This is a genomic window from Pseudomonas sp. CH61 (assembly GCF_059429415.1).
On record NZ_CM182098.1, the window covers coordinates 2,712,405 to 2,734,350 of the forward strand.

Here is a 21,946-nt window from a genome sequence, read left to right on the forward strand (position 1 = left end):
GCCATTGGCGGGTTTTGCATGAGGTCTGTTGTGTCGGGCCGGACGCCTTCGCGAGCAGGTCGAATCGTCGCACCGTCGCTCCCACAGGGGTACGCATTCCAAATGTGGGAGCGAGCCTGCTCGCGAAGAACGATAACGCGGTCGATCAGACCGCCGCTAACTGCTCACCCCGCGCAATATCCTGCATGAATTTGTCCGCTGGCATCGGATGCCCCAACAGATAGCCCTGCAACGAATCACAACCCAACTGCGTCAGAAATTCCTGCTGCACACCGGTTTCCACGCCTTCAGCGACAATGCGCAAACCGAGCGCCTGCCCCAACGCGACAATCGCCGAGACAATCGCCGCGTCGTCACTGTCATGTTCCAGATCGCGCACAAAGCCACGGTCAATCTTCAGCTCGTTGGCCGGCAAGCGCTTGAGGTACATCAGGCTGGAATAACCGGTGCCGAAGTCATCGATCGACAGATCGACGCCCATGTCCGACAACTCCTGCAATACCGTCATGCTCGCATCGGCATCGCTCATCGCCGTGGTTTCGGTGATTTCCAGGGTCAGGCTGTTGGCCGGCAAGTGGTGCGTGGCCAGCGCCTTGGCCACGCTGCGGACCAGCCCGGTGTGGCAGAACTGCAACGCCGACAGGTTCACCGCAATGCGCCAATCGGTATAACCGAGCACGTACCATTCGCGCATCTGCCGGCAGGCTTCATTGAGCACCCATTCACCGATCGGAATGATCAGCCCGGATTTCTCCGCCAGTTCGATGAACTTGTCCGGCATCAGCATGCCGTGAATCGGGTGCTGCCAGCGCAACAGCGCTTCAGCGCCGACCGGTCGGCCATTGGCGGCGTCGAACTTCGGCTGGTAATACAGACTGAACTGGCTGTGCTCCAGCGCCGCACGCAGGTCTTGCAACAATTGCAATTGCTTGCGCGCGTTGTTGTTCATCGACGCGTCGAAAAAGCTGTAACCGTTTTTGCCGCCGCCCTTGGCGTGGTACATCGCCGCGTCGGCGTTCATCAGCAACTCCTGCGCGTTCTGGCCATTGCCCGGATACAGGGCGATGCCAACGCTGGCGGAGATCTGCAAGTCATGCTCGGCAACACGGAACGATTGCGCGATCAGACCGACCTGACGTGCCGCCAGCCCCAAAGCGTCATTGGGTTCGGTCAGACGCACCAGCAACACGAATTCATCGCCACCGATGCGCGCCAGTGTGTCCGGGCCGCGCAAGTCTTCACGCAGACGCACCCCCACTTCGCGCAACAACTGGTCGCCCATATGGTGACCAAACGCATCGTTGACCGGTTTGAAGCCGTCCAGATCGATGAACATCAAGGCAAAACAGCCGCCCTGCTCGTGGACCTTCTTCATTGCCTGATTGATGCGGTCGTCCAGCAACATGCGGTTCGGCAGGCCGGTCAAGGTGTCGTGCAGGGCCAGTTGCGTGAGTTCGCGATTGGCCACGGTCAATGAGTGCGCCAGATCAGCGGTGCGCGCTTCGAGGCGCGCGTCGAGAATCGAGGTCAGCAAGGCAATCGACAGCACCGCCAACGTGGTGATCAACACCAGGCTGTCGAGGCCATTGCCCTTCAAGCCATTGACGGTGGCGCCACAGAAACTGCCATCAGGGAATTGCGCGGCGGCCATGCCGGTGTAATGCATGCCGACAATGGCGATGCCCATGATGATTGCTGCGCCGCCACGAATCAGCCGCACGTACGGCGAGTGCTGACGCAGGCGGAAGGCGATCCACAACGCCGCAGCCGACGCGCCGACGGCAATCAGCAACGAAGCGCCAAACAGCGTTGGATCGTAGTCGATCCCCGGTGTCATGCGCATCGCCGCCATGCCGGTGTAATGCATGGCACTGATCCCGGTGCCCATGATCAGCGCACCGAAGGCCAGTTGCAAAACCGGCAGTTTCGGCTGGCTGACCAGCCACAAGGCAAACCCGCAGGACAACACGGCAATCAACAGTGAGAGCGCGGTCAGGGTGATGTCGTAGCCGAGGTCGATCGGCAGTTTGAAGGCGAGCATGCCGATGAAGTGCATCGACCAAACGCCGATGCCCATGGCAAACGCACCGCCGGCCGTCCAGAAATGAACAGCTCGGCCCTTGGCCGTGGCAATGCGACCGGTGAGATCGAGGGCGGTGTACGAGGCTAGAATCGCCACGCACAACGAAATAAAAACCAGGGTGGAGGAATAACTACCGATGAGCATGGGATTTCTCGTGGCCACCCAACGCGGACTGCGTCCATTCTCGGTCGGGCAAATGCGGCGATTGTACTGATTGCACAGAAGAACGCACTGACAAAGTAAGCAAATGGCCATCAAGCCGATGAAACGCTCGTTTGATCGGCAGACGAGGCTCTGGCGCGGCGCTCACGGCTTTACCCGATCGTTCCCACGCTCTGCGTGGGAATGCCTCAGCGGACGCTCTGCGTTCGGCTCTGGATGGGACGCGGAGCGTCCCGGGCTGCATTCCCACGCGGAGCGTGGGAACGATCAGTGAAGCCAACCTTCAGCGGGTGTTATCGCTGACATCCAGTTGCCCATCCCAACCGCCGCCCAGCGCCGCAATCAGTTGCACGCTGGCGATCAAACGGCTTTGCAGAATGTTCAGCACGCTGCGCTCGTTGCTCAGCGCCGTGGCCTGCACCACCACGACGTCGATGTAAGCAATCAACCCGGCCTTGTACTGATTTTCCGTCAGGCGCAGGGAGTCGCGGGCGGCATCGAGGGCTTCCTGGCGCACCGCCGCTTCATCCTCGTAGACCTTGAGCTGCACCAGGTAGTTTTCCACCTCGCGGAAACCGTCGAGCACGGTCTGGCGGTACTTGGCCACGGTCTGGTCATATACCGCCTCGGTGCGGTCGACCTCTGCCGAACGAATGCCACCGTCGAACAGCGGCAACGCCAGTTTCGGCCCGACCGACCAGAAGCGGTTCGGCAGGCTGATCAGGTTCTGCGAAGTACTGCTGCTGTAGCCGCCGCTCAGACTCAAGCTCAGATCCGGGTAATACGCGGCTTTGGCCACGCCGATGTTGGCGTTGGCGGCAATCACCGAACGCTCCGCCGAGGCGATGTCCGGGCGCCGTTCCAGCAACTGCGAGGGCAAGCTCAACGGCACCTGCGGCAACTTCGGAATGGTCTGCACTTCAGCAATGTTGAAATCCGCCGGTGCTTGGCCGGTCAGCACGGCAATCGCATTTTCGAACTGCGCACGCTGCCAGATCAGGTCAACCAGATCGGCCTGGGTGCTTTTCAGTTGCGTCTGCGCCTGTGCTACCGCATCGCGCCCGGAAACGCCCGCGCGGTATTGGTTCTGGGTCATTTTCAGCGAGCGTTCGTAAGCAGCAACCGTGGCTTCGAGCAGACGTTTTTGCTGATCGATCACGCGCAATTGCAGGTAGTTCTGCACCAGCTCCGACTGCTGACTCAGGCGCATCGCCGCCAGATCGGCAAAACTGGCCTGGGCACTGGCCTCATCGGCTTCCAGTCCACGGCGCAACTTGCCCCACACATCGGCTTCCCAACTGACGCCCAGCTCAGCGTTGTAGGTGTCGCGGATACCGCTGGAGGAACTGCTCAGACTGGAACTGCTGCTGCCGGTGCCCTGGCTGGAGCGGGTTTTACCCAAGCTCAGATCGACACTCGGGTAAAACGCCCCGCGCGCGCTGCGCACCAACGCCTGCGCTTGTCGGTACTGGGCTTCCGACTGCGCGACGGTCTGGTTGGAATTGTTGAGTTTTTCGATCAAGCCGTTGAGCTGCTGATCGCCGTACAACTCCCACCACGCACCCCGGGCCAACGAATCACTCGGGTTGGCCTGAGTCCAGCCTTCGGCCTCCTTGTACTGGGCGATTTCCACGGTTTGCGGGCGCTGGTAGTCCGGGCCGACAGCGCAGGCACTGAGCATCGCCACGCACAGCGACAGGCTCAGCAGACGCGAGCCTCGTACAGTGGCCAGATTGATAAGCGAACGGTCAGTCATAGCGGAGTTTCCAGAGCGGCGTCAGTGCGCACGCCACGCCATTTGTTGAAACGATGGCGCAGCTTGTCGAGATAGAGGTAAACCACAGGCGTGGTGTAAAGCGTCAGCACCTGGCTGAAAATCAGCCCGCCGATGATGGTCAGGCCCAGCGGCTGGCGCATTTCCGCGCCTTCGGCTCGGCTCAGCAGCAACGGCAAGGCGCCGAGAATCGCCGCCAGGGTGGTCATCAGAATCGGTCGCAGGCGTTGCAGACAGGCGCTGCGAATCGACTCCAGCGGCGACAGTCCCTGATGCCGTTCCAGTTGCAGCGCGAGGTCGATCATCAGAATGGCGTTTTTCTTCACCACGCCAATCAGCAGAAACAACCCGAGCAACGAGATCAGGCTGAACTCGCCGCCCAGCGCATAGATCGATAGCAACGCACCGACACCGGCCGACGGCAGGGTCGACAGGATCGTCAGCGGATGGATGTAGCTTTCATACAGCACGCCCAACACCAGATACACCGCCAGCAGTGCGCCGAGAATCATGAACGGCTGGCTCTTCTGCGTCGCGGCAAAAGCGTCGGCGGTACCGGCCATTTTCGCGATGACATCTTCCGGCAGACCCAACTTGGCAATTGCCCGCTCGATCGCGGCACTGCCCTGCTCCACCGTCACGCCTTCGGCCATGTCGAAGGAAATGTCCTCCGAGGCGAACTGGCCTTCGTGGCTGACGCGGTCATCTTCCAGGCTGCTCTCATAATGAGCGATCGTCGACAGCGGCACCCGCGCACCGTCAGCGGTGATCACCTGCACCTGCTTGAGCGTCACCGGGTCCTGGGCGTATTTCGGATTGACCTCCATCACCACCTGATACTGGTTGAGGCTGTCGTAGATCGTCGAAATCTGCCGCTGGCTGTAGGCGTTGTTCAACACTGAGGTGACCATGTCCATGTCGATCCCCAGGCGCTTGGCCTGATCACGGTCGACAATCAACGTCACTTGCTGGGCACCCTTGCCTTCGCGCGCGTCGATCGCGGTCAGCTCAGGCAACGCCCTTAACGCGGCAACCACTTTTGGATACCACTTGCGTAACTCGCCCAGATCGCCACTTTGCAGGATGTAGCTGTACTGCGAGGTAGTCTGTTCGCGGCCGCCGCCAAACTGCAGATCCTGATCGGCCATCAGCATCAGTTGCGCACCGGGCACCTTGGGCATTTCCTTGCGCAGGCGCTCGATGACTTTCTGTGCATTGAGCTGACGTTCCTTGATCGGCTTCAGACGTACCAGCATGAAAGCGTTATTGGTGCCGTTGGAGCCACCGATGAATCCGGCGACACTCTCTACCGCCTCGTCCTTGAGCACGGCACGGCGGAAGATTTCCATTTTCGGCTGCATCACGCTGAACGACAGACCGTCGTCACCGCGCACGAAACCGATCAACTGGCCGGTGTCCTGCTGCGGCATGAAGGTTTTCGGCACCACCACGTACAGCGCGACGTTGACGCCAACGGTAATCAGCAAACTGAGTAACGTCAGACGCCGGTGGCGCAACACCCAGTCGAGGCTGGTGGCGTATTTGCCGACCATCCAGTCGTTGGTGCGGCGGCTCCAGCGTTGCAGGCGGTTTTCCTGCCCCGGCGTGTGCGGCTTCAGCCAACGGGCGCAAAGCATCGGCGTCAGCGTCAGGGAAACCACCAGCGAGACGACGATGGCCGCGGCCAAGGTGATGGAGAACTCGCGAAACAGGCTTTCGACAATCCCGCCCATGAACAGAATCGAGAGGAATACCGCCACCAGCGAGACGTTCATCGACAGCAAGGTGAAACCGACTTCCTTGGCCCCGAGGTACGCGGCCTGCATCGGTTTGACGCCTTCGTCGATGTGCCGGGAAATGTTCTCCAGCACCACAATGGCGTCGTCCACCACCAGACCGGTGGCCAGAATCAGCGCCATCAGCGACAGGTTGTTCAGCGAGAAGCCATAGAGGTACATCACCGCAAAGGTGCCGACCAGCGACACCGGCACGGCCAATGTCGGAATCAGCGAGGCGCGGAAGTTACCGAGGAACAGGAACACCACCAGAATCACCAGCGCCACGGCAATCAGCAGGGTCATCTCGGCTTCATGCAAAGTGGCCTTGATCACCGGCGAGCGGTCCATGGCCAGGTTCAATTTCACGCTGGCGGGCAACACCGCTTGCAGGGCCGGTAATTGCGCCTTGATCTCGTTGACCGTCTCGATGATGTTGGCGCCGGCCTGGCGGTTGATCACCAGCAGCACGGCCGCGTCATCGTTGAAGAAGCCGCTGTTGTAGCGATCTTCGACGCCGTCGCTGACCTTGGCCACGTCCTTGAGGCGCAGCGCGGCGCCGTCGGCGTAGTGGATGATCAGTGATTCGTAATCCTTGGCTTTTTCCAGCTGGTCGTTGGCCTGGATCTGCCATAGACGCTGACCGTCCTCGACCGAACCTTTTGGCCGGCGCACGTTGGCATCGGCGATGGTCTTGCGCACATCGTCGAGCGCCACGCCGTACTGGTTCAGCGCTTGCGGTTCTAGTTCGATACGCACCGCCGGCAACGAACTGCCGCCGATCTGCACTTCACCGACGCCCTGCACTTGCGACAGGCTCTGGGACAGAATGGTCGAGGCCAAGTCGTAGAGCTGACCTTTCTCCAGTACATCGGAGGTCAGCGACAGCACCATGATCGGCGCTTGCGACGGGTTGACCTTCTTGTAGGTCGGCATGCTGCGCATACCGCTCGGCAACAGGTTGCGCGAGGCGTTGATCGCCGCCTGCACTTCCCGCGCGGCGCCGTTGATGTCGCGATCTAGGTCAAATTGCAGTATGACCCGGGTCGAGCCCTGACTGGAGCGGCTGCTCATGGTGTTGACGCCGGCAATCGCGCCGAATGAGCGCTCCAGCGGCGTGGCCACGGTGGACGCCATGACCTCCGGACTGGCACCGGGCAGGCTCGCCTGCACGACGATCACCGGGAAATCCATTTGCGGCAGCGGCGCCACCGGCAGCAGACCGAAGCTGACACCACCGAGCAGCATGATCGCCAGGCTCAGCAGCATCGTCGCCACCGGACGTTTGATGAAAGGACCGGAGAGGTTCATTGACCACGATCCCCAACGTCACACCCATCCCCTGTAGGAGTGAGCCTGCTCGCGATAGCGGTGTGTCTGTTTACATTGATGTTGCAGGTGCTGGCCTCATCGCGAGCAGGCTCACTCCTACAGGGGTTATGTGTATGGACAGTCATACCGACACCTCTTCGGCGTCAGCATTGGTCTTGCCAAAGCGTCGCCCGAGACGGTCGAAATACAGGTAGATCACCGGAGTGGTGAACAGCGTCAGCACCTGACTGACCAGCAGACCGCCGACCATCACCAGACCCAGCGGCTGACGCAATTCAGCACCTGAGCCCGTGGCGAGCATCAACGGCACCGCGCCGAACAGCGCCGCCAGCGTGGTCATCAGAATCGGCCGGAAGCGCAGCAGCGCGGCCTGATAGATCGCCTGTTCCGGTGCCATGCCTTGTGTGCGTTCAGCATCGAGGGCGAAGTCGATCATCATGATCGCGTTCTTTTTCACGATACCGATCAGCAAAATGATGCCAATGATCGCGATCATGCCCAGGTCATTGCCGCTGAGCAGCAGCGCCAGCAAGGCACCGACTGCCGCAGAGGGCAAGGTCGACAGAATAGTGATCGGATGAATGTAACTTTCGTACAACACGCCGAGCACGATGTACATGGTCACCACCGCCGCCAGAATCAGCAGCAAGGTGCTCGACAGCGACGCCTGGAAAGCTTCGGCCGCGCCCTGGAACTGGGTCTGCACGCCGACCGGCATACCGATCTCCTTCTGCACCTGCTCGATAATGTCGACCGCATGCCCCAGCGCCACGCCGGGCGCGAGGTTGAACGACATCATCACCGCCGGGAACTGGCCGATATGGGTGATCGCCAGTTGCGCCTGACGCTCCTCGATATGCGCCAGACTCGACAGGCGTACCTGCGCGCCATCGGTAGTTTTGACGTGAATCTGGTCCAGCGCCTGCGGGCCGATCCTCTCTCCGGCCTGGGCTTGCAGCACTACGCGGTACTGGCTGGCCTGGGTGTAAATGGTCGAGATCTGCCGCTGGCCGAAAGCGTCGTAAAGTGCATCGGTGATGTTTGCCACCGAGACGCCAAGGCGGGATGCCGCATCGCGGTCGATCACCAGATAGACCTGCAAACCCTTGTCCTGCAAATCACTGGCAACGTCGGTCAGTTCCGGACGCTGCGCCAGCGCTTCGACCAGACGGCCGCTCCACTGGCTGAGCAGTTCGGAGTCCGGCGAAGACATGCTGAACTGATATTGCGTGCGGCTGACACGGTCTTCGATGGTCAGGTCCTGCACCGGCTGCATGAACAGGCGGATGCCGACCAGTTTGTCCAGTTGCGGCTGCAGGCGCGCAATCACTTCAGTGGCGCTCAGATCGCGATCGCCATGGGGCTTGAGGTTGATCAGCAAGCGCCCGCTGTTGAGCGTGGCGTTGTCGCCGTCGACGCCGATGTAGGACGACAGGCTCTGCACCGCCGGATCTTCGAGAATGATTTTCGCCAGTTCCTGTTGGCGCTCGCCCATGGCCGCAAAGGAAATCGACTGTGGTGCTTCGGAAATGCCCTGAATCACCCCGGTGTCCTGCACCGGGAAGAAGCCCTTCGGCACGACCATATAGAGGAACACGGTCAACCCGAGCGTAGCGATGGCCACCAGCAAGGTCAGTGGCTGGTGCTTGAGCACCCAACGCAGCATCCGACCGTATTCGGCAATCATCCAGTCAATCACCGCACCACTGGCGCGGTAAAAACGGCCTTGCTCATGTTCTTCCGGCTCACGCTTGAGCAGACGCGCGCACATCATCGGCGTCAGGGTCAGTGAGACTACCAGCGAAATCAGGATCGCCACCGCCAGGGTGATGGCGAATTCGCGGAACAGGCGCCCGACCACATCGGCCATGAACAGCAGCGGGATCAGTACTGCAATCAGCGACAGCGTCAGGGAGATCAGGGTGAAGCCGATCTGTTTGGCGCCCTTGAGCGCGGCCTGCATCGGGCTGTCGCCCTCTTCGATGAAGCGCGAAATGTTTTCCAGCATGACGATCGCGTCGTCGACCACAAAACCAGTGGCAATGGTCAGGGCCATCAGGGTCAGGTTGTTGACCGAGAAACCGGCCAGGTACATCACGCCGAACGTGCCGATCAGCGATAGCGGTACGGCCACCGACGGAATGATCGTGGCACTGGCGCGGCGCAGGAACAGGAATGTCACCATCACCACCAGAGCGATGGCGATCAGCAATTCATGTTGTACGTCGGTGACCGAAGCACGGATGGTTTGCGTGCGGTCGGTCAGCACGGTGACATCGAGACCGGCCGGCAGGTTGTCGGTGATGCTCGGCAGCAAAGCCTTGATGCGGTCGACCACCTCGATGACGTTGGCACCCGGCTGACGCTGGATGTTCAGCAATACCGCCTGATTCTGGTTGGCCCACGCAGCGAGGCGCTCGTTCTCGGCGCCATCGACGATTTCCGCGACATCCTTGAGCCGCAGCGGCGCGCCGTTCTTGTAGGCGAGGATCAGGTTGGCGTAATCCTTGGTCGAAGTCAGCTGATCGTTGGCGTCAAGCATCGACACCCGCGTCGGGCCGTCAAAGTTACCTTTCGGCTGGTTGACGTTGGAGGCGCTGATCAAGGTGCGCACGTCCGACAGGTTCAGACTGTTGGCGGCCAACGCTTCCGGGTTGACCTTGATGCGCACAGCCTGACGCTGACCGCCGGCAATGCTGACCATGCCGACGCCGCTGATCTGGGCGATTTTCTGCGCCATGCGCGTATCGACCAGGTCATTGAGTTTGGGCAGCAACATGGTTTTCGAGGTGATCGCCAGGGTCAGTACCGGGGTGTCCGCCGGGTTGACCTTGTTGTACACCGGTGGCGCCGGCAAATCGGTTGGCAGCAGATTAGTCGCGGCGTTGATCGCGGCCTGCACCTGCTGTTCGGCGACGTCCATGTTGATGTCGAGGCTGAAACGCAACGTCAGCACCGACGCACCGCCGGAGCTGGTCGAAGCCATTTGTGTCAGGCCCGGCATCTGCCCGAACTGGCGTTCAAGCGGCGCGGTCACGGCACTGGTCATCACATCCGGGCTGGCGCCGGGATACAAGGTCATGACGCGGATGGTCGGGTAGTCGACCTGTGGCAGCGCAGAAACCGGCAGTAAGCGGTACGCGATCAGGCCGGCCAGGACGATGGCCAGCATGCTCAGGGTAGTGGCTACCGGTCGGAGGATGAACAGCCGCGAAATGTTCATGCGCCCTTCTTGGCCTTATCGGTGACAGCAGCGTCAGTCGGTGTGGCGGCAGATTTGCCTTGCAGGTGTTCGGTCGGCGTGGTCGGCACTTGGTTGCTGTCGTTGACCACCTCCACTTCGCTGCCTTCCTTGAGGCGGTCGGTGCCTTCCAGTACCACACGATCGCCGGCAGTCAGGCCTTCAGTGATGACGGTGTTTTCGCCATCACTGGCGCCGATCTTCAGTTGGCGAATGGTGACTTTCTTGTCGCCGTCCAGCGCATAAACGAAGGTACCGTTGGTACCAAACTGGATGGCCGCCGACGGTGCCAGCACCACGCCTTTCAGCGTGTCAGCCAGCAAGTGAACGTTGACGAACTGGTTGGGGAACAGCGCCTGATCGCGGTTTTCGTAGCGGGCCTTGAACTTCAGAGTGCCGGTGGCAACATCGATCTGGTTGTCGAGGCTTTGCAGCACACCGGTGGCTTGCAGTTTGGTGTCCCCGCGATCCCACGCTTCGGCCGGCAGCTTGGCGCCGCTGCGATAACGCGCCAGCACGGTTTCGAGGCTGTTTTCCGGCAAGGTGAAAGCGACGCTGATCGGTTGCGTCTGGGTGATCACCGCGAGAAACGTGGTGTCGTTGGCGGTGACGAGGTTGCCGACGTCGACCTGACGCAGACCGACGCGACCGGCAATTGGCGCGCGGATCTTGGTGAATTCGAGATTGAGCTTGGCGTCATTGACTGCGGCCTGGTTGGTCTTGACCGTGCCCAGATACTGACCGACCAGTGCTTCGGCGGTGTCCAGCGTCTGTTTGGCGATGCTGTCCTCTTTGTACAGACCGCGATAACGCTCGACGTCGACCTGAGCGTTTTTCAGTTGTGCCTGATTCTGCAGCAACGTGCCTTCAGCCTGCAGCAAGGCATTCTGGTACGGGCGCGGGTCGATCTCGGCCAACAGGTCGCCAGCCTTGACCATCTGCCCTTCTTCGAAATTGATTTTCACCAGTTCGCCGCCCACCCGGCTGCGCACGTTGATCGTGTTGAGCGCGGTCACCGTGCCCAGTGCCTTGTAATACAGCGGGAAGTCGCCGGTGACCGCCGGCGCCACGCGCACCGGAATCGGTCCGGTGCCGCCACCGAAGCCCGGACGCATCATCCCCGAACGCCCGGTGTGCCCGGCCGCCGCCTTGTCAGCGCCCTCTTTGTGGGCTGAACCGGCGGGCCAGAATTTCCAGCACAGGACGGCGATCACCAACAAGACAAGCAGGCTGATCAGCCAGCGACGGGAGTTACGAGGGGACGATTGCATGGAGTCATTAACCATTGGGCGCGTGGGCTTCTTTTACGGGAGGCTGAACGATAAGCACTGATGGGGAATTAGCAAAGCAGCTTTACCGGCAATTTACTTACACCTTACGTTTCAAGGTGTGAGGCAAAACACTGATACACAAATGAAAACGGCCTGGACAGGGCCAGGCCGTTAACAATTGTAAAAGCGCTTACTTGAGAACGGACAGCGCCGCTTCGTAGTTAGGCTCTTCGGCGATTTCCTTGACCAGTTCGCTGTGCAGGACGTTGTCGTTTTCGTCCAGAACCACGACGGCGCGAGCGGTCAGGCCTTTCAGCGGGCCGTCAGCAATGGCCACACCGTAGTTCTCGATGAACTCGGCACCGCGCAGGGTCGACAGGTTCTGTACGTTTTCCAGACCTTCGGCGCCGCAGAAACGCGCTTGAGCGAACGGCAGGTCAGCGGAGATGCACAGCACTACGGTGTTGCTGATGTCGTTGGCCTGAGCGTTGAACTTGCGTACCGAAGTCGCGCAGGTCGGGGTGTCGACGCTTGGGAAGATGTTCAGCACTTTGCGCTTGCCGGCAAAGTCTTTCAGGGTGACGTCGGACAGATTGCCGGCAACCAGAGAAAAGGCTGGCGCCTTGGAACCGGCTTGTGGCAACTGGCCGTTGACTTGAACCGGATTGCCTTTAAGGGTGACTTGAGCCATGACTTGAGTCCTTCTGATGTTTTGATTGGAAAGCATGCAAGAGGCCGAAGTTAACCACGAAATTGTCCGACGACCTATGCCCTGACTGAAATTGTTGGGTGCCTGCGCGAAAAATTGTATACAAAACCACCGCCGCTCCCCTGTAGGAGTGAGCCTGCTCGCGATAGCGGTCTTTCATATACGCAAATGTTGACTGACACACCGCTATCGCGAGCAGGCTCACTCCTACAATGGATCTGCGGTGTGAAAAATTCTCCGCACTTTTACCTGAGACCTTGTCGATTCACCGCTGGCTCGTTCGACTAAGCAATGAATCCCAACAATCCACGGAGTACCCGCCATGCGATTCATGATCCTTGTAAAAGCCAGCGTCGACTCGGAAGCCGGTATCATGCCCAGTGAAGAGCTGATCACCGCGATGGGCAACTTCAACGAAGAACTGGTCAAGGCCGGTATCCTGATCGATTGCGATGGCCTGCACCCGAGCAGCAAAGGCGCTCGCGTGCATTTCTCCGGTGATAAACGCACGGTAATCGACGGGCCGTTCATCGAGACCAAAGAATTGGTGGCGGGTTACTGGATCTGGGAAGTGAAATCCAAAGAAGAAGCCATTGAATGGGTCAAGCGCTGCCCTAATCCAATGTCAGGCGATTCTGATATTGAAATCCGCCAGATATTTTCTGCCGAAGACTTCGGCGCCGAATTCACCCCCGAAGCGCGTGCCCAAGAAGAACGCGTTCGCGAACAGGCCAAGAAAAACAGCTAAACCGGATATCCCATGTAGGAGCTGCCGAAGGCTGCGATCTTTTGATCTTGAAAAGCAAAGTCAAAAGATTACAGCCTCGTTTCATTCGACAGCTACAGAATCGATCACTCGGGCATAGAGCGGATCTTGATCATTCCCACGCTCTGCGTGGGAATGCCTCAAGGGACGCTCTGCGTTCCAGCTTGCGAATTTGACGCAGAGCGTCAAGGGCTGCATTCCTTTGCTGCGCGTGGGAACGATCATTCAAGAGAGATCAGTTCTTGAGTTCGACGTGATCCAAGGCTTGATTCACCGCCAGTTCTCCCAACATGACAACCTGTGCGATACCCAGTGCAGTCTTGCGCTGCGAGGTTTCCAGCGAGGCGGCGAAGTTGATCAGCATCTCGCTGGCCGAGCCGAGGGTTTCGCTGGCGTTGGCTAGAAGGGATTCGGTGTTGTACTTGGGATTGGCGAGGTACATGGGTTCCGGCTCGTTGACGCTGGACATGATGCAGGCGGCGGGGTTGAGGTAGTAGTCGAGGGCGCGGTCGGCGGCTTCGTGGAGTTTTTTACTGTCGACTGAGGCGTAGGGGGATGTGCTGTTGGCGTCTGATTCTGGAGGGTTGGGTGTTGGCTTTTTCATGATGTTTTCTCTATCCGAACGGTGGAGCTGGCCCATTCGGCTTCCGGTCGAATGGGTGGCAGCTGTACGCAGGCTGGAAACCCGGGGGACAGAGAAACCCGGACGACCCGAAGGTCCCCCACGCACAGCCGCCATAACTAAGTACGCACCAAAAAAGGTGCGCAAGCATACGTCATGAACGGTGCTGTTGCGTTCAGTTTTCCCCCGGGGTTTCCAGTCCCGGTCGCTGATTTGGCAGCGACGAACACAGGCTAGAGACCCGACGTCCGACGGACAACCTGAAAACCTTGTGGGAACGTTCCGCAAATTCAAAACAACCTTAAACATCCCGAATTGAAATACGCACAGGTAGGAGCTGCTGAAGGCTCGGGCCGCGATCGGACGATCTTTTGATTTTGCATTTAAAAAACACGATCAAAAGATCGCAGCCTCGTTTCATTCGACAGCTCCTGTCGCCACTGCGCCGCCCCCTTGCAGGGTCAGTTGGCGGGTGATGCGCGGCGATGGCGGCAACCCGTATTTCCGCTGGTTCGTCGGCAAATAAACCACGGCTGAGGACTTTTCCACGCGAAACAGGTAGGGTGCGCAAAATCAAAGTGCCATCACTGGACCGCGTCGCAGGTTTTCATGGAGTTGTACACGCAATGAGTTGCTGGACCGTCCTTGGCCTTACCGCCGACGCCGATACGCGCAGTATCAAACGCCAATACGCTGCCCTGCTCAAACAGACCCGTCCGGACGAAGACGCCGAGGGCTTCCAGCGCCTGCGTGACGCCTACGAGCAAGCCCTGAATTACAAGGAATGGGCGCAGGCCAACGAAGACAACGAAGCGCAGGACGACACTTGGGACTTGACCGGCCTGACCGTGGTCGAAGTCGATGCCTTGCAACAGGCAACTCGCTCGCTGCACGGCACCAGCCTTGCGCAGTTGCAACAGCGCCATGCCCTCGCCGTTGAGCAGGGTTGCGCGCATATCCTCGAAGAGACCCTGCTGCAGCACTGCATCGAGAACCCGGATACATCGGCGCTGATGGTCGATTGGGCGGTGCAGACTTATCACTGGTTCAGTGCCTGGCAGCGCCTGGAACTGGACGAGGAATCCATCGAACATTTGCTCGATCAGCAGCGCGAACGCATGACTCGACCGCTGCGTGATGCCCTCGATCGTGAGGACAGTGCGGCCTTTTTGCAGGCCTACGCACAGTGCGCGCAATGCCTCTGGCTCGACGCTGAAGTACACCGACTGTGGTTCAACCTGTTCCTCAGTCGATTGCTGCTGGACAGCGAATACTGGTCCTGCGCTATTTTCGAACAGGTGTGCGTTGGCCAGGGCTGGCACTCCGGCCCGTCAAACCTTTGCCCGAAAGATGAATGGAAGCGTCTGACCGCGCGCCATGAGGCACCGATTTTTATCGCGCAACAGCGTCAACTCGCGCAAGAGCCGCCCGCCACTGCCGAACACCGCGCCGCGCGCCTGTTGCTCGGCAGCGGCCCATTCAGCCAGCGTCGCGCATTGGCTCGGCGCCTGCGTGAGAAAGATTGGGAGCATTGCCGACATTTGAGTTCGGCGCTGTACGCCAATCATCCGAAGGTCTGCGCTGAGTTGCCCGGTGGCACCGCGTTCTTCTGGCGCGACTGGGAACTGAAACGCGGCGAATGGCCGACCTACGTTGCCGTGGTGCTGGCCTGTCTGATCGGTGCGTTTACTCATTTCATCCCGCTGGGGCTGCGCGTCACCGGGCTGATCAATATCGTCATGACCTCAACGATCGTGTTTGGCGTGATCGCTGCGGGCATCAACTGGCTGACGCACGAACTGGCGCACACCCATTGGCAGCTGGATGACCGCCTCAGCGCACGGTTGTGGCCGGGTTTCGCCAAGGACGCTGCGCCGTTCGGCGTGCTGCGCGACCTGATTCCCTGCGCACTGATGGTGGCCGGGCTCAGCTGGTTTTTCGGCCCCATCGCTGGCGTCGTCTATGCCGCGACACTGGCCTGCGTGGGTTTGATCCGTCGCCGTCAGGTCAAGCCACACACGTCCTGGGAAAAGACCAACCTGCCGGCGAAAATCGGCCTGACGCTACTTGGGGTTGTCGCCCTGGTGCTGGTGCTGGGCGTGTTCAAAGTGGCCGCCAGCCAAGGCACGGTCAATCGCAATCAGGGCCTGCAACCCTGGGCGGAGCGTTTGTGTAGCCGGTTGCCGGCGAGTTCTTTCGATTGCGGCGCTCCGGCCACCCGCGAGCAGTGGTATCCCGCGGAGGCACGACCATGACCTCAAGATTCATGTTTGTCAGCGGCGTAGTGGTCGTTCTGGTGGTGATGGGGTTGGCGAGCGCGACCCGACCGCTCCTGAAGCTCGACCTGTGGCTTGATCAGCGCGAATCCCCCGTGACCGCGCAGGCCAACGCGTTGAGCCCGATCATCGCCTGCGTCAACCGTGTCGATGTGCACTGGCGCAACGCCTACGACAAAAACCAACATCAGCGGCCAACCGCTGATGCGTTCGGAAAGTATATTTCCGAGCCTCAGGATTTCGATAACAGTGATGCATTCACTGTGCGTGACATCCAGGAAGATACCTGCCTGCGGGATATCAACGAAAAGCTCAAGCTGCTGGCCTACCAGCCAGCGCTGTCGCAGAAAGTCCGTGACTACGCGCAAGCACTGAAGTGGGCATCGGTGATTTCGCCACCGACTCGACTCGATAAAAGTGCGAGCTTCTTTGTCGTCCCGTTCAACCAGACACCGCGAGTTCTGGCGCAAATTCAGACCGCCAGCAATGCCTATATCAGCGCATCGACTGCCTTGAGGGATGAACTGCTGCCACTGGACGTCGCGCAGCGCCTCGCACAGCTCAAGCTTCTTGAAGCACGCGTAGGCAAGGAGATCCACTGGTCGCTGCTGGCGTACATGATTCAGGCCCGGGAGACCTTGGAGCGGCTGGAAGACGGGATGAAGCACCGTACTCTGACCCCACAAGCCGTGGCCGAAACCACCGCTGATCTGCAACAGGCTTGGAATCGCGGTGGGCCTTTCATCGGCCCGCGTGAGCCTGGTTTTCGTAACAAAGACGATGATGCGCGCGAGCTGTGGCGACACATACGTGAGCCTGCGCAGCACTATCTCGACGCGCTGAACACCCTGCACAAGGACTGGCAGGACCACGCCGAACCGCAACGCTTGAGCGACGACTATTACGCCGTCACCCGTGGTTACGACGCCCTGCTCAGCCACTACAACCGCCAGGCACGCGCCAATTTCTGAGGGTGTGCACAGGCCGGACGGTCCTCGCGGACAATCCGGCCTGGTGCGCTTACTTGGCTTTCTTGAGCTTCAGATACGACTGACGCAGGTCTGAGGCCCAGCCATCAATGACGGGTTTGACGTCGTTAGTGCTCATTGCCTGCGAATCATTTTCCAGTGGCTTGCCGGTGCCTTTGCGCACCACTTGCGCGACGACCTTGTTATTCGCGCCATCGAGGAACACCGCTTCGGTGGCCAACGTAGTTTCCTGATCGCGAATACCGCTGGCGGTGCTGACCGCAGCGGCAACCAACGCAATCGGAATCACCTCGTAAGCGTGCAGTCCTTCGGTGGAACTGCTCACGGCGGTGATTGCCGCACGCACCACAATCACGCCAGGGCCTGGGCCGGTCGCCAACGGCAAGTCTTTGCCGATTTCACGCTTGAGCGCCTGATCGTAGTAGGAAGTGATGCCATTAAGGGTTTGCTGGGAGATCTTCGCGGTCGGTTGCGGTTTCGGGTAGAGCTGGGTTGGCTCGATATAAACGCTGGTGAATTTCCTGACGTCGACCTTCGGATCGATCCAGCGCATGACCTCGGCACCGGACGGCGATTTGGCCTCCTTGAGTTGGCTGTAGTCCTTGAGGAAGCCTGAGTACTCTTTCGGGTCGACGGTTTTGCTGGAACAACCTACCACTGCGAGGGTGGCAAAACACAGTGTGCCCATCATCACTGCTAGCTTCATGCTGTAACTCCTGTCAGAAGGCCGAAAACTTTGCCCGGGGGAACTACAGGTATAGCTAAAACCTCAGTAATTGCGATTGCACAGCACAATATTCACGCAAGGCTGCGCGGCGGATCACAAGCGTCATTTGAAAGACGTCGATCATCCGGCAACGCTGCATCGAGCTCTTGGCCATTTGTGAACTTCAAGAATCCGCTGCATTGGAGCAATCTGAGCCAGAACGCTGCAGATGCTGTTGCAGGGCTGGAAGAAAATGAACATGGGCGATCCGGCGCTTAAGTGACCGGCTGGAAATTGTCTTCCCTCACCCTAGCCCTCTCCCAGAGGGAGAGGGGACCGATTGGGGGAGATTCGAGAGTTCCGCCGACTTGAGCGATTGGCTTTGAATCCATAATCGACTCGGTCTTTCACGTCGGTCCAGGACGACAGCCAACTCGGTCAGTCCCCTCTTTCAGAGGTAGATAGAGGAGACTGATTGGCTTTGAATCCATAATCGACTCGGTCTTTCACGTCGGTGCAGGACGACAGCCAACTCGGTCAGTCCCCTCTTTCAGAGGTAGATAGAGGAGACCGATTGGCTTTGAATCCATAATCGACTCGGCCTTTCACGTCGGTGCAGGACGACAGCCAACTCGGTCAGTCCCCTCTTTCAGAGGTAGATAGAGGAGACTGATTGGCTTTGAATCCATAATCGACTCGGCCTTTCACGTCGGTGTCACTCGCCAGACACCTCGGTCAGTCCCCTCTCCCTCCGGGAGAGGGTTAGGGTGAGGGGCTTTTAAGGATTCACCCGATTACCAGGATGAAGTCTCACCACTACGCAACGCCATCTCCCGCCGGCTGTTGATGTGCATGGCCTTGATCAGCGACACCGTGCCCACCAGCAAAATCGCCGCGCCCAACAGGAAGTCGATGTTGTACAGCTGAAAATCCTGCACCGGCCCGATCAGCAGCACCCGTACGATCGCCGCGCCCAACAGCGTGGCGAGGAAGTCGATCCCCGGTTCATTACGGTAAAACACCAGCAACAACGGCAGGCACAACACCAACAGCAGCAACAGCACGACAGCCTTGAACGAACCCTTGCGCTCGACGCTGAACGCGCATTCGTGCGGCCCGTAAGCCTTGTAATCCTCGTCACGAATCATCGAGGTTTTCTCGTTGATGTAGTCGACGCGGTTGTACTTCTGGATCGGCGTGAAGGTGTTGGACATCTCCATCAGCGTGGTGATGTTCTTGAAGCGCAGATCAATGCGTTCGCTGCCCTTGAGGTAATAAAGCACCGGTTTGTAGCCGTAGCGATAGGTGTCGAAAGGAAATTCGGTGACCTGACCCTGCACACCGATCGGGCGCGGTTCAAGTTCGGCATAGGCGCTTTTGTTGGTGGCCGACAGGTTGCGGCTCAGGGGCTGCACCTTGACCTGCTCAAGGAAGATCGGCGTGACGCCGAAGGACCACTGCAACGGTTCCAGACGCAGGCGCAATTCGTTGCGAGCGAGGTCGTAGCGGTTGAAGGTGCGCTCCGAGACCACCAGCGAACCACTGAGCATGAACTCGCCGCGCAGGTTGTTGGTGACGCGCAAGGTCAGTTGGTCCTTGCCCAGCAACGCCGCTTCCGTGGACGGTGGCGTGCCGCACCACGCGGTGCTTTCGCCGACGCCGCCGAGCTGGCCGTCGCGGTTTTCCTTGAATACATAAAAGTAACTGGCCCACAGCGTCACCATTAACAACAACGCTGTGAGGCCGAGGATTTTTTTGCCCGGACTCACTGATCAGACTCCCTTCTTCGGTTCCATCGTCCAGCCGAAAACCCGCTGGCGACGGCGACTCTACCAAAAGGCCACCACTGACCCAAGGAGAAATGCCCGATTCATCAGGTTTCTAGGGGTTTCCCCGGTGGTAAAAGCCAGATCAAAAGATCGAAGCCTTCGGCAGCTCCTACATGAGGTCAACTGTAGGAGCTGCCGAAGGCTGCGATCTTTTCAAGCGTCAGCGCCGACGGAACAGCGGACGTGGCTCGATCACCGAACGCCCATACAACACGCTCATGCCGGCCAACCCCTTCAGCGCATCCTCGGCAGACTTGTCCTCGCGCACCGCGAAACTGTCGAACCCGCACTGGCGCATATGGCTGAGCTGATCGCGCAATACATCGCCAATCGCGCGCAACTCCCCTGCCCAGCCGAACCGGCTACGCAGCAGATACGCCTGGCTGTAAGCGCGGCCGTCGCGAAAACTCGGGAAGTCCAGCGCGATCAGTGGCAACGAGGCCAACCACGGCACCAGGCTTTCAACCTCATCGTCCGGGCCGAGCCACACCGCATGAGTCGACGGCGATTCCAGCCAATGCGTCAGCGGCAGCATCAACAAACCATCAGGGCTTGGCGTCGATGGCTCGCGCACCAGCGTCCACGGATCGTCCGTCACAATCCGCGCGACACCCAGCTCCAGCCGCAACAAATTATTCATACCGCGGCCTCCAGCGTTTTCGGATAGACCCGCTCCTTGAACGGCTCCAGGCCGATCCGCGCCACGGTGTCGACAAACAATTCCTCGTGCTCGCGATAGCGCACGAAGGTGCCGATGATCCGCTCGATCACCTGCGGTACCTCAGCGGCGCTGAACGACGGGCCGATGACTTTGCCCAACGCGCTGTTTTTACCTTGGGCGCCACCGAGGGTGATCTGATACCACTCGCTGCCGTTCTTATCGACGCCGAGGATGCCGATATTGCCGATGTGGTGGTGGCCGCAGGCGTTCATGCAGCCGGAGATGTTCAGGCTGATATCGCCCAGATCGTGCAGGTAATCGAGATTATCGAAACGCGCCTGAATCGCCTGGGCGATCGGGATCGATTTGGCGTTGGCCAACGCACAGAAATCGCCACCGGGGCAGGCAATGATGTCGGTCAGCAGGCCGACGTTGGCGCTGCCCAGATCGTGTTTGCACGCCAGTTGCCACAGCGCGTAGAGGTCGGTTTTCGCCACGTCGGGCAGGACGATGTTCTGCTCATGGGCGATACGAATCTCGCCAAATCCGAAACGCTGCGACCAGTCGGCCACCGCCAGCATCTGCACAGCGGTGACATCCCCCGGTGGCGAAGCCATACCCGGTTTGGTCGATAGCACCACACTGGTGTAGCCCGGCACTTTGTGCGGTTGCACATTGCGCGCGACCCAGCGGGCGAACGCCGGGCTCTCCGCCAGGCGCGTGCCGAAGTCAAGATCGGTGTCGGCCAGGGTGTGATAAACCGGCGGCACGAACGCGCTGGCGACCCTCTGATATTCGGCCTCGGTCAACTGCGCCGGGCCGTCCTTGAGGTGTTGCCACTCCTCCTCGACTTCCTTGGCAAACGCCTCGATGCCCAACGCCTTGACCAGAATCTTGATCCGCGCCTTGTACTTGTTGTCGCGCCGACCGTGGCGGTTGTACACCCGCAAAACGGCCTCAACGTAGGACAACAAATGCTGCCAGGGCAAGCCTTCACGGATCTGCAAACCGAGAATCGGCGTGCGCCCCAGACCTCCGCCGACGATCACTCGCAGCAGCATCTGCCCGTCACGGCCGGGGTAAAGGTACAGACCGATGTCATGCATCATGATTGCCGCGCGATCCTGTTTGGCCGAGCAGATGGCGATCTTGAATTTGCGTGGCAAAAAGAGGAATTCCGGGTTGATCGTCGACCACTGCCGCAGGATTTCGGCCAACGGGCGCGGGTCGATCAACTCGTCTGCCGCGACCCCGGCGAAGGCCTCGGTGGTGATGTTGCGCACGCAGTTGCCGGAGGTCTGGATCGCATGCATGTTGACCTGCGCCAAGCGTTCGAGGATGTCCGGCACCTCGGCCAATTCGATCCAGTTGAACTGCATGTTCTGCCGTGTGGTGAAGTGGCCATAACCGCGATCGTAGTCGCTGGCGATGCTGGCCAACGTGCGCATCTGCTCGGTGCTCAAGGTGCCGTAGGGAATCGCCACACGCAGCATGTAGGCGTGCTTTTGCATGTACAGGCCGTTTTGCAGGCGCAGCGGCAGGAACTCCTCTTCGCTCAACTCCCCGGCCATGAAGCGCTCGACCTGATCGCGGAATTGCGCAACGCGCTCGAACACCAGCGCCCGGTCGTAATCATCGTATTGATACATGCCTGCCACCTCATCAGTTATTCCTGTGGGAGCGAGCCTGCTCGCGAATGCGGTGTGTCAGCCAACAATGCAGTTGCCTGACACACCGCATTCGCGAGCAG

The 21,946-nt window shown here is 59.7% G+C and carries 14 protein-coding genes; 3 read left to right on the forward strand and 11 right to left on the reverse strand.

The window, feature by feature from the left end:
* Positions 1 to 145: 145 nt before the first annotated feature.
* From AC5SEM_RS12080 to tpx, 6 genes are all read right to left on the reverse strand, one after another.
* Positions 146 to 2,227 carry a putative bifunctional diguanylate cyclase/phosphodiesterase gene (locus AC5SEM_RS12080; protein ID WP_495473105.1) on the reverse strand — a complete coding sequence of 694 codons (2,082 nt, stop codon included), beginning with the start codon at positions 2,225 to 2,227 and terminating at the stop codon, positions 146 to 148.
* Positions 2,228 to 2,528: 301 nt separating this feature from the next.
* The gene (locus tag AC5SEM_RS12085) at positions 2,529 to 4,001 is read right to left on the reverse strand and encodes an efflux transporter outer membrane subunit (protein ID WP_331691144.1); all 1,473 of its coding nucleotides are present in this window, start codon (positions 3,999 to 4,001) and stop codon (positions 2,529 to 2,531) included.
* Positions 3,998 to 7,105: an efflux RND transporter permease subunit gene (locus tag AC5SEM_RS12090; protein WP_116032998.1), complete on the reverse strand. Its 3,108-nt coding sequence runs from the start codon at positions 7,103 to 7,105 to the stop codon at positions 3,998 to 4,000. The genes AC5SEM_RS12085 and AC5SEM_RS12090 overlap by 4 nt, the downstream gene beginning before the upstream one ends.
* Before the next feature lie 142 nt (positions 7,106 to 7,247).
* Entirely contained in the window at positions 7,248 to 10,349 is a 3,102-nt protein-coding gene (locus AC5SEM_RS12095; protein ID WP_495473106.1) for an MdtB/MuxB family multidrug efflux RND transporter permease subunit, read from the reverse strand.
* Entirely contained in the window at positions 10,346 to 11,653 is a 1,308-nt protein-coding gene (locus AC5SEM_RS12100; protein WP_077572692.1) for an MdtA/MuxA family multidrug efflux RND transporter periplasmic adaptor subunit, read from the reverse strand. Before AC5SEM_RS12100 ends, AC5SEM_RS12095 begins: the two co-directional genes overlap by 4 nt.
* Positions 11,654 to 11,828: 175 nt before the next feature.
* On the reverse strand, positions 11,829 to 12,329 hold the full coding sequence (tpx, locus tag AC5SEM_RS12105) for a thiol peroxidase (protein ID WP_007955056.1): 501 nt from the start codon (positions 12,327 to 12,329) through the stop codon (positions 11,829 to 11,831).
* A 340-nt stretch (positions 12,330 to 12,669) separates the two neighbouring features.
* On the opposite strand from tpx, the gene AC5SEM_RS12110 reads away from it, so the two are divergent.
* Positions 12,670 to 13,095, forward strand: coding sequence for a YciI family protein (locus tag AC5SEM_RS12110; RefSeq protein ID WP_236431833.1), 426 nt, complete (start codon positions 12,670 to 12,672; stop codon positions 13,093 to 13,095).
* Between the two features lie 253 nt (positions 13,096 to 13,348).
* Here AC5SEM_RS12110 and AC5SEM_RS12115 read toward each other — a convergent pair whose 3' ends face one another.
* On the reverse strand, positions 13,349 to 13,717 hold the full coding sequence (locus AC5SEM_RS12115) for a DUF6124 family protein (protein WP_495473107.1): 369 nt from the start codon (positions 13,715 to 13,717) through the stop codon (positions 13,349 to 13,351).
* A 644-nt stretch (positions 13,718 to 14,361) separates the two neighbouring features.
* Here AC5SEM_RS12115 and AC5SEM_RS12120 point away from each other — a divergent pair.
* Together AC5SEM_RS12120 and AC5SEM_RS12125 are read left to right on the forward strand one after the other, a co-directional pair.
* On the forward strand, positions 14,362 to 15,990 hold the full coding sequence (locus tag AC5SEM_RS12120) for a J domain-containing protein (RefSeq protein ID WP_495473108.1): 1,629 nt from the start codon (positions 14,362 to 14,364) through the stop codon (positions 15,988 to 15,990).
* A complete protein-coding gene (locus AC5SEM_RS12125; RefSeq protein ID WP_495473109.1) occupies positions 15,987 to 16,982 on the forward strand; it encodes a DUF3829 domain-containing protein in 996 nt (331 codons plus the stop codon). Before AC5SEM_RS12120 ends, AC5SEM_RS12125 begins: the two co-directional genes overlap by 4 nt.
* A 49-nt stretch (positions 16,983 to 17,031) precedes the next feature.
* On the opposite strand, the gene AC5SEM_RS12130 is transcribed toward AC5SEM_RS12125, so the two are convergent.
* The 4 genes from AC5SEM_RS12130 to AC5SEM_RS12145 all read right to left on the reverse strand — a co-directional run bounded on the left by AC5SEM_RS12130 (position 17,032) and on the right by AC5SEM_RS12145 (position 21,845).
* A complete protein-coding gene (locus AC5SEM_RS12130; RefSeq protein ID WP_077572687.1) occupies positions 17,032 to 17,706 on the reverse strand; it encodes a DUF3313 domain-containing protein in 675 nt (224 codons plus the stop codon).
* 794 nt (positions 17,707 to 18,500) lie between these two features.
* Positions 18,501 to 19,475, reverse strand: coding sequence for a hypothetical protein (locus AC5SEM_RS12135; RefSeq protein WP_495473110.1), 975 nt, complete (start codon positions 19,473 to 19,475; stop codon positions 18,501 to 18,503).
* Between the two features lie 220 nt (positions 19,476 to 19,695).
* Positions 19,696 to 20,175 carry a DUF934 domain-containing protein gene (locus tag AC5SEM_RS12140; protein WP_495473111.1) on the reverse strand — a complete coding sequence of 160 codons (480 nt, stop codon included), beginning with the start codon at positions 20,173 to 20,175 and terminating at the stop codon, positions 19,696 to 19,698.
* Positions 20,172 to 21,845, reverse strand: a complete 1,674-nt coding sequence (locus tag AC5SEM_RS12145) for a nitrite/sulfite reductase (protein ID WP_495473112.1) — start codon at positions 21,843 to 21,845, stop codon at positions 20,172 to 20,174. Before AC5SEM_RS12145 ends, AC5SEM_RS12140 begins: the two co-directional genes overlap by 4 nt.
* Positions 21,846 to 21,946 lie beyond the last annotated feature (101 nt).

Coding starts and splice junctions, on each gene's coding strand:
- AC5SEM_RS12080 (WP_495473105.1), bottom strand. CDS start 2,227: ATGCTCATCGGTAGTTATTCCTCCACCCTGGTTTTTATTTCGTTGTGC.
- AC5SEM_RS12085 (WP_331691144.1), bottom strand. CDS start 4,001: ATGACTGACCGTTCGCTTATCAATCTGGCCACTGTACGAGGCTCGCGT.
- AC5SEM_RS12090 (WP_116032998.1), bottom strand. CDS start 7,105: ATGAACCTCTCCGGTCCTTTCATCAAACGTCCGGTGGCGACGATGCTG.
- AC5SEM_RS12095 (WP_495473106.1), bottom strand. CDS start 10,349: ATGAACATTTCGCGGCTGTTCATCCTCCGACCGGTAGCCACTACCCTG.
- AC5SEM_RS12100 (WP_077572692.1), bottom strand. CDS start 11,653: ATGGTTAATGACTCCATGCAATCGTCCCCTCGTAACTCCCGTCGCTGG.
- tpx (WP_007955056.1), bottom strand. CDS start 12,329: ATGGCTCAAGTCACCCTTAAAGGCAATCCGGTTCAAGTCAACGGCCAG.
- AC5SEM_RS12110 (WP_236431833.1), top strand. CDS start 12,670: ATGCGATTCATGATCCTTGTAAAAGCCAGCGTCGACTCGGAAGCCGGT.
- AC5SEM_RS12115 (WP_495473107.1), bottom strand. CDS start 13,717: ATGAAAAAGCCAACACCCAACCCTCCAGAATCAGACGCCAACAGCACA.
- AC5SEM_RS12120 (WP_495473108.1), top strand. CDS start 14,362: ATGAGTTGCTGGACCGTCCTTGGCCTTACCGCCGACGCCGATACGCGC.
- AC5SEM_RS12125 (WP_495473109.1), top strand. CDS start 15,987: ATGACCTCAAGATTCATGTTTGTCAGCGGCGTAGTGGTCGTTCTGGTG.
- AC5SEM_RS12130 (WP_077572687.1), bottom strand. CDS start 17,706: ATGAAGCTAGCAGTGATGATGGGCACACTGTGTTTTGCCACCCTCGCA.
- AC5SEM_RS12140 (WP_495473111.1), bottom strand. CDS start 20,175: ATGAATAATTTGTTGCGGCTGGAGCTGGGTGTCGCGCGGATTGTGACG.
- AC5SEM_RS12145 (WP_495473112.1), bottom strand. CDS start 21,845: ATGTATCAATACGATGATTACGACCGGGCGCTGGTGTTCGAGCGCGTT.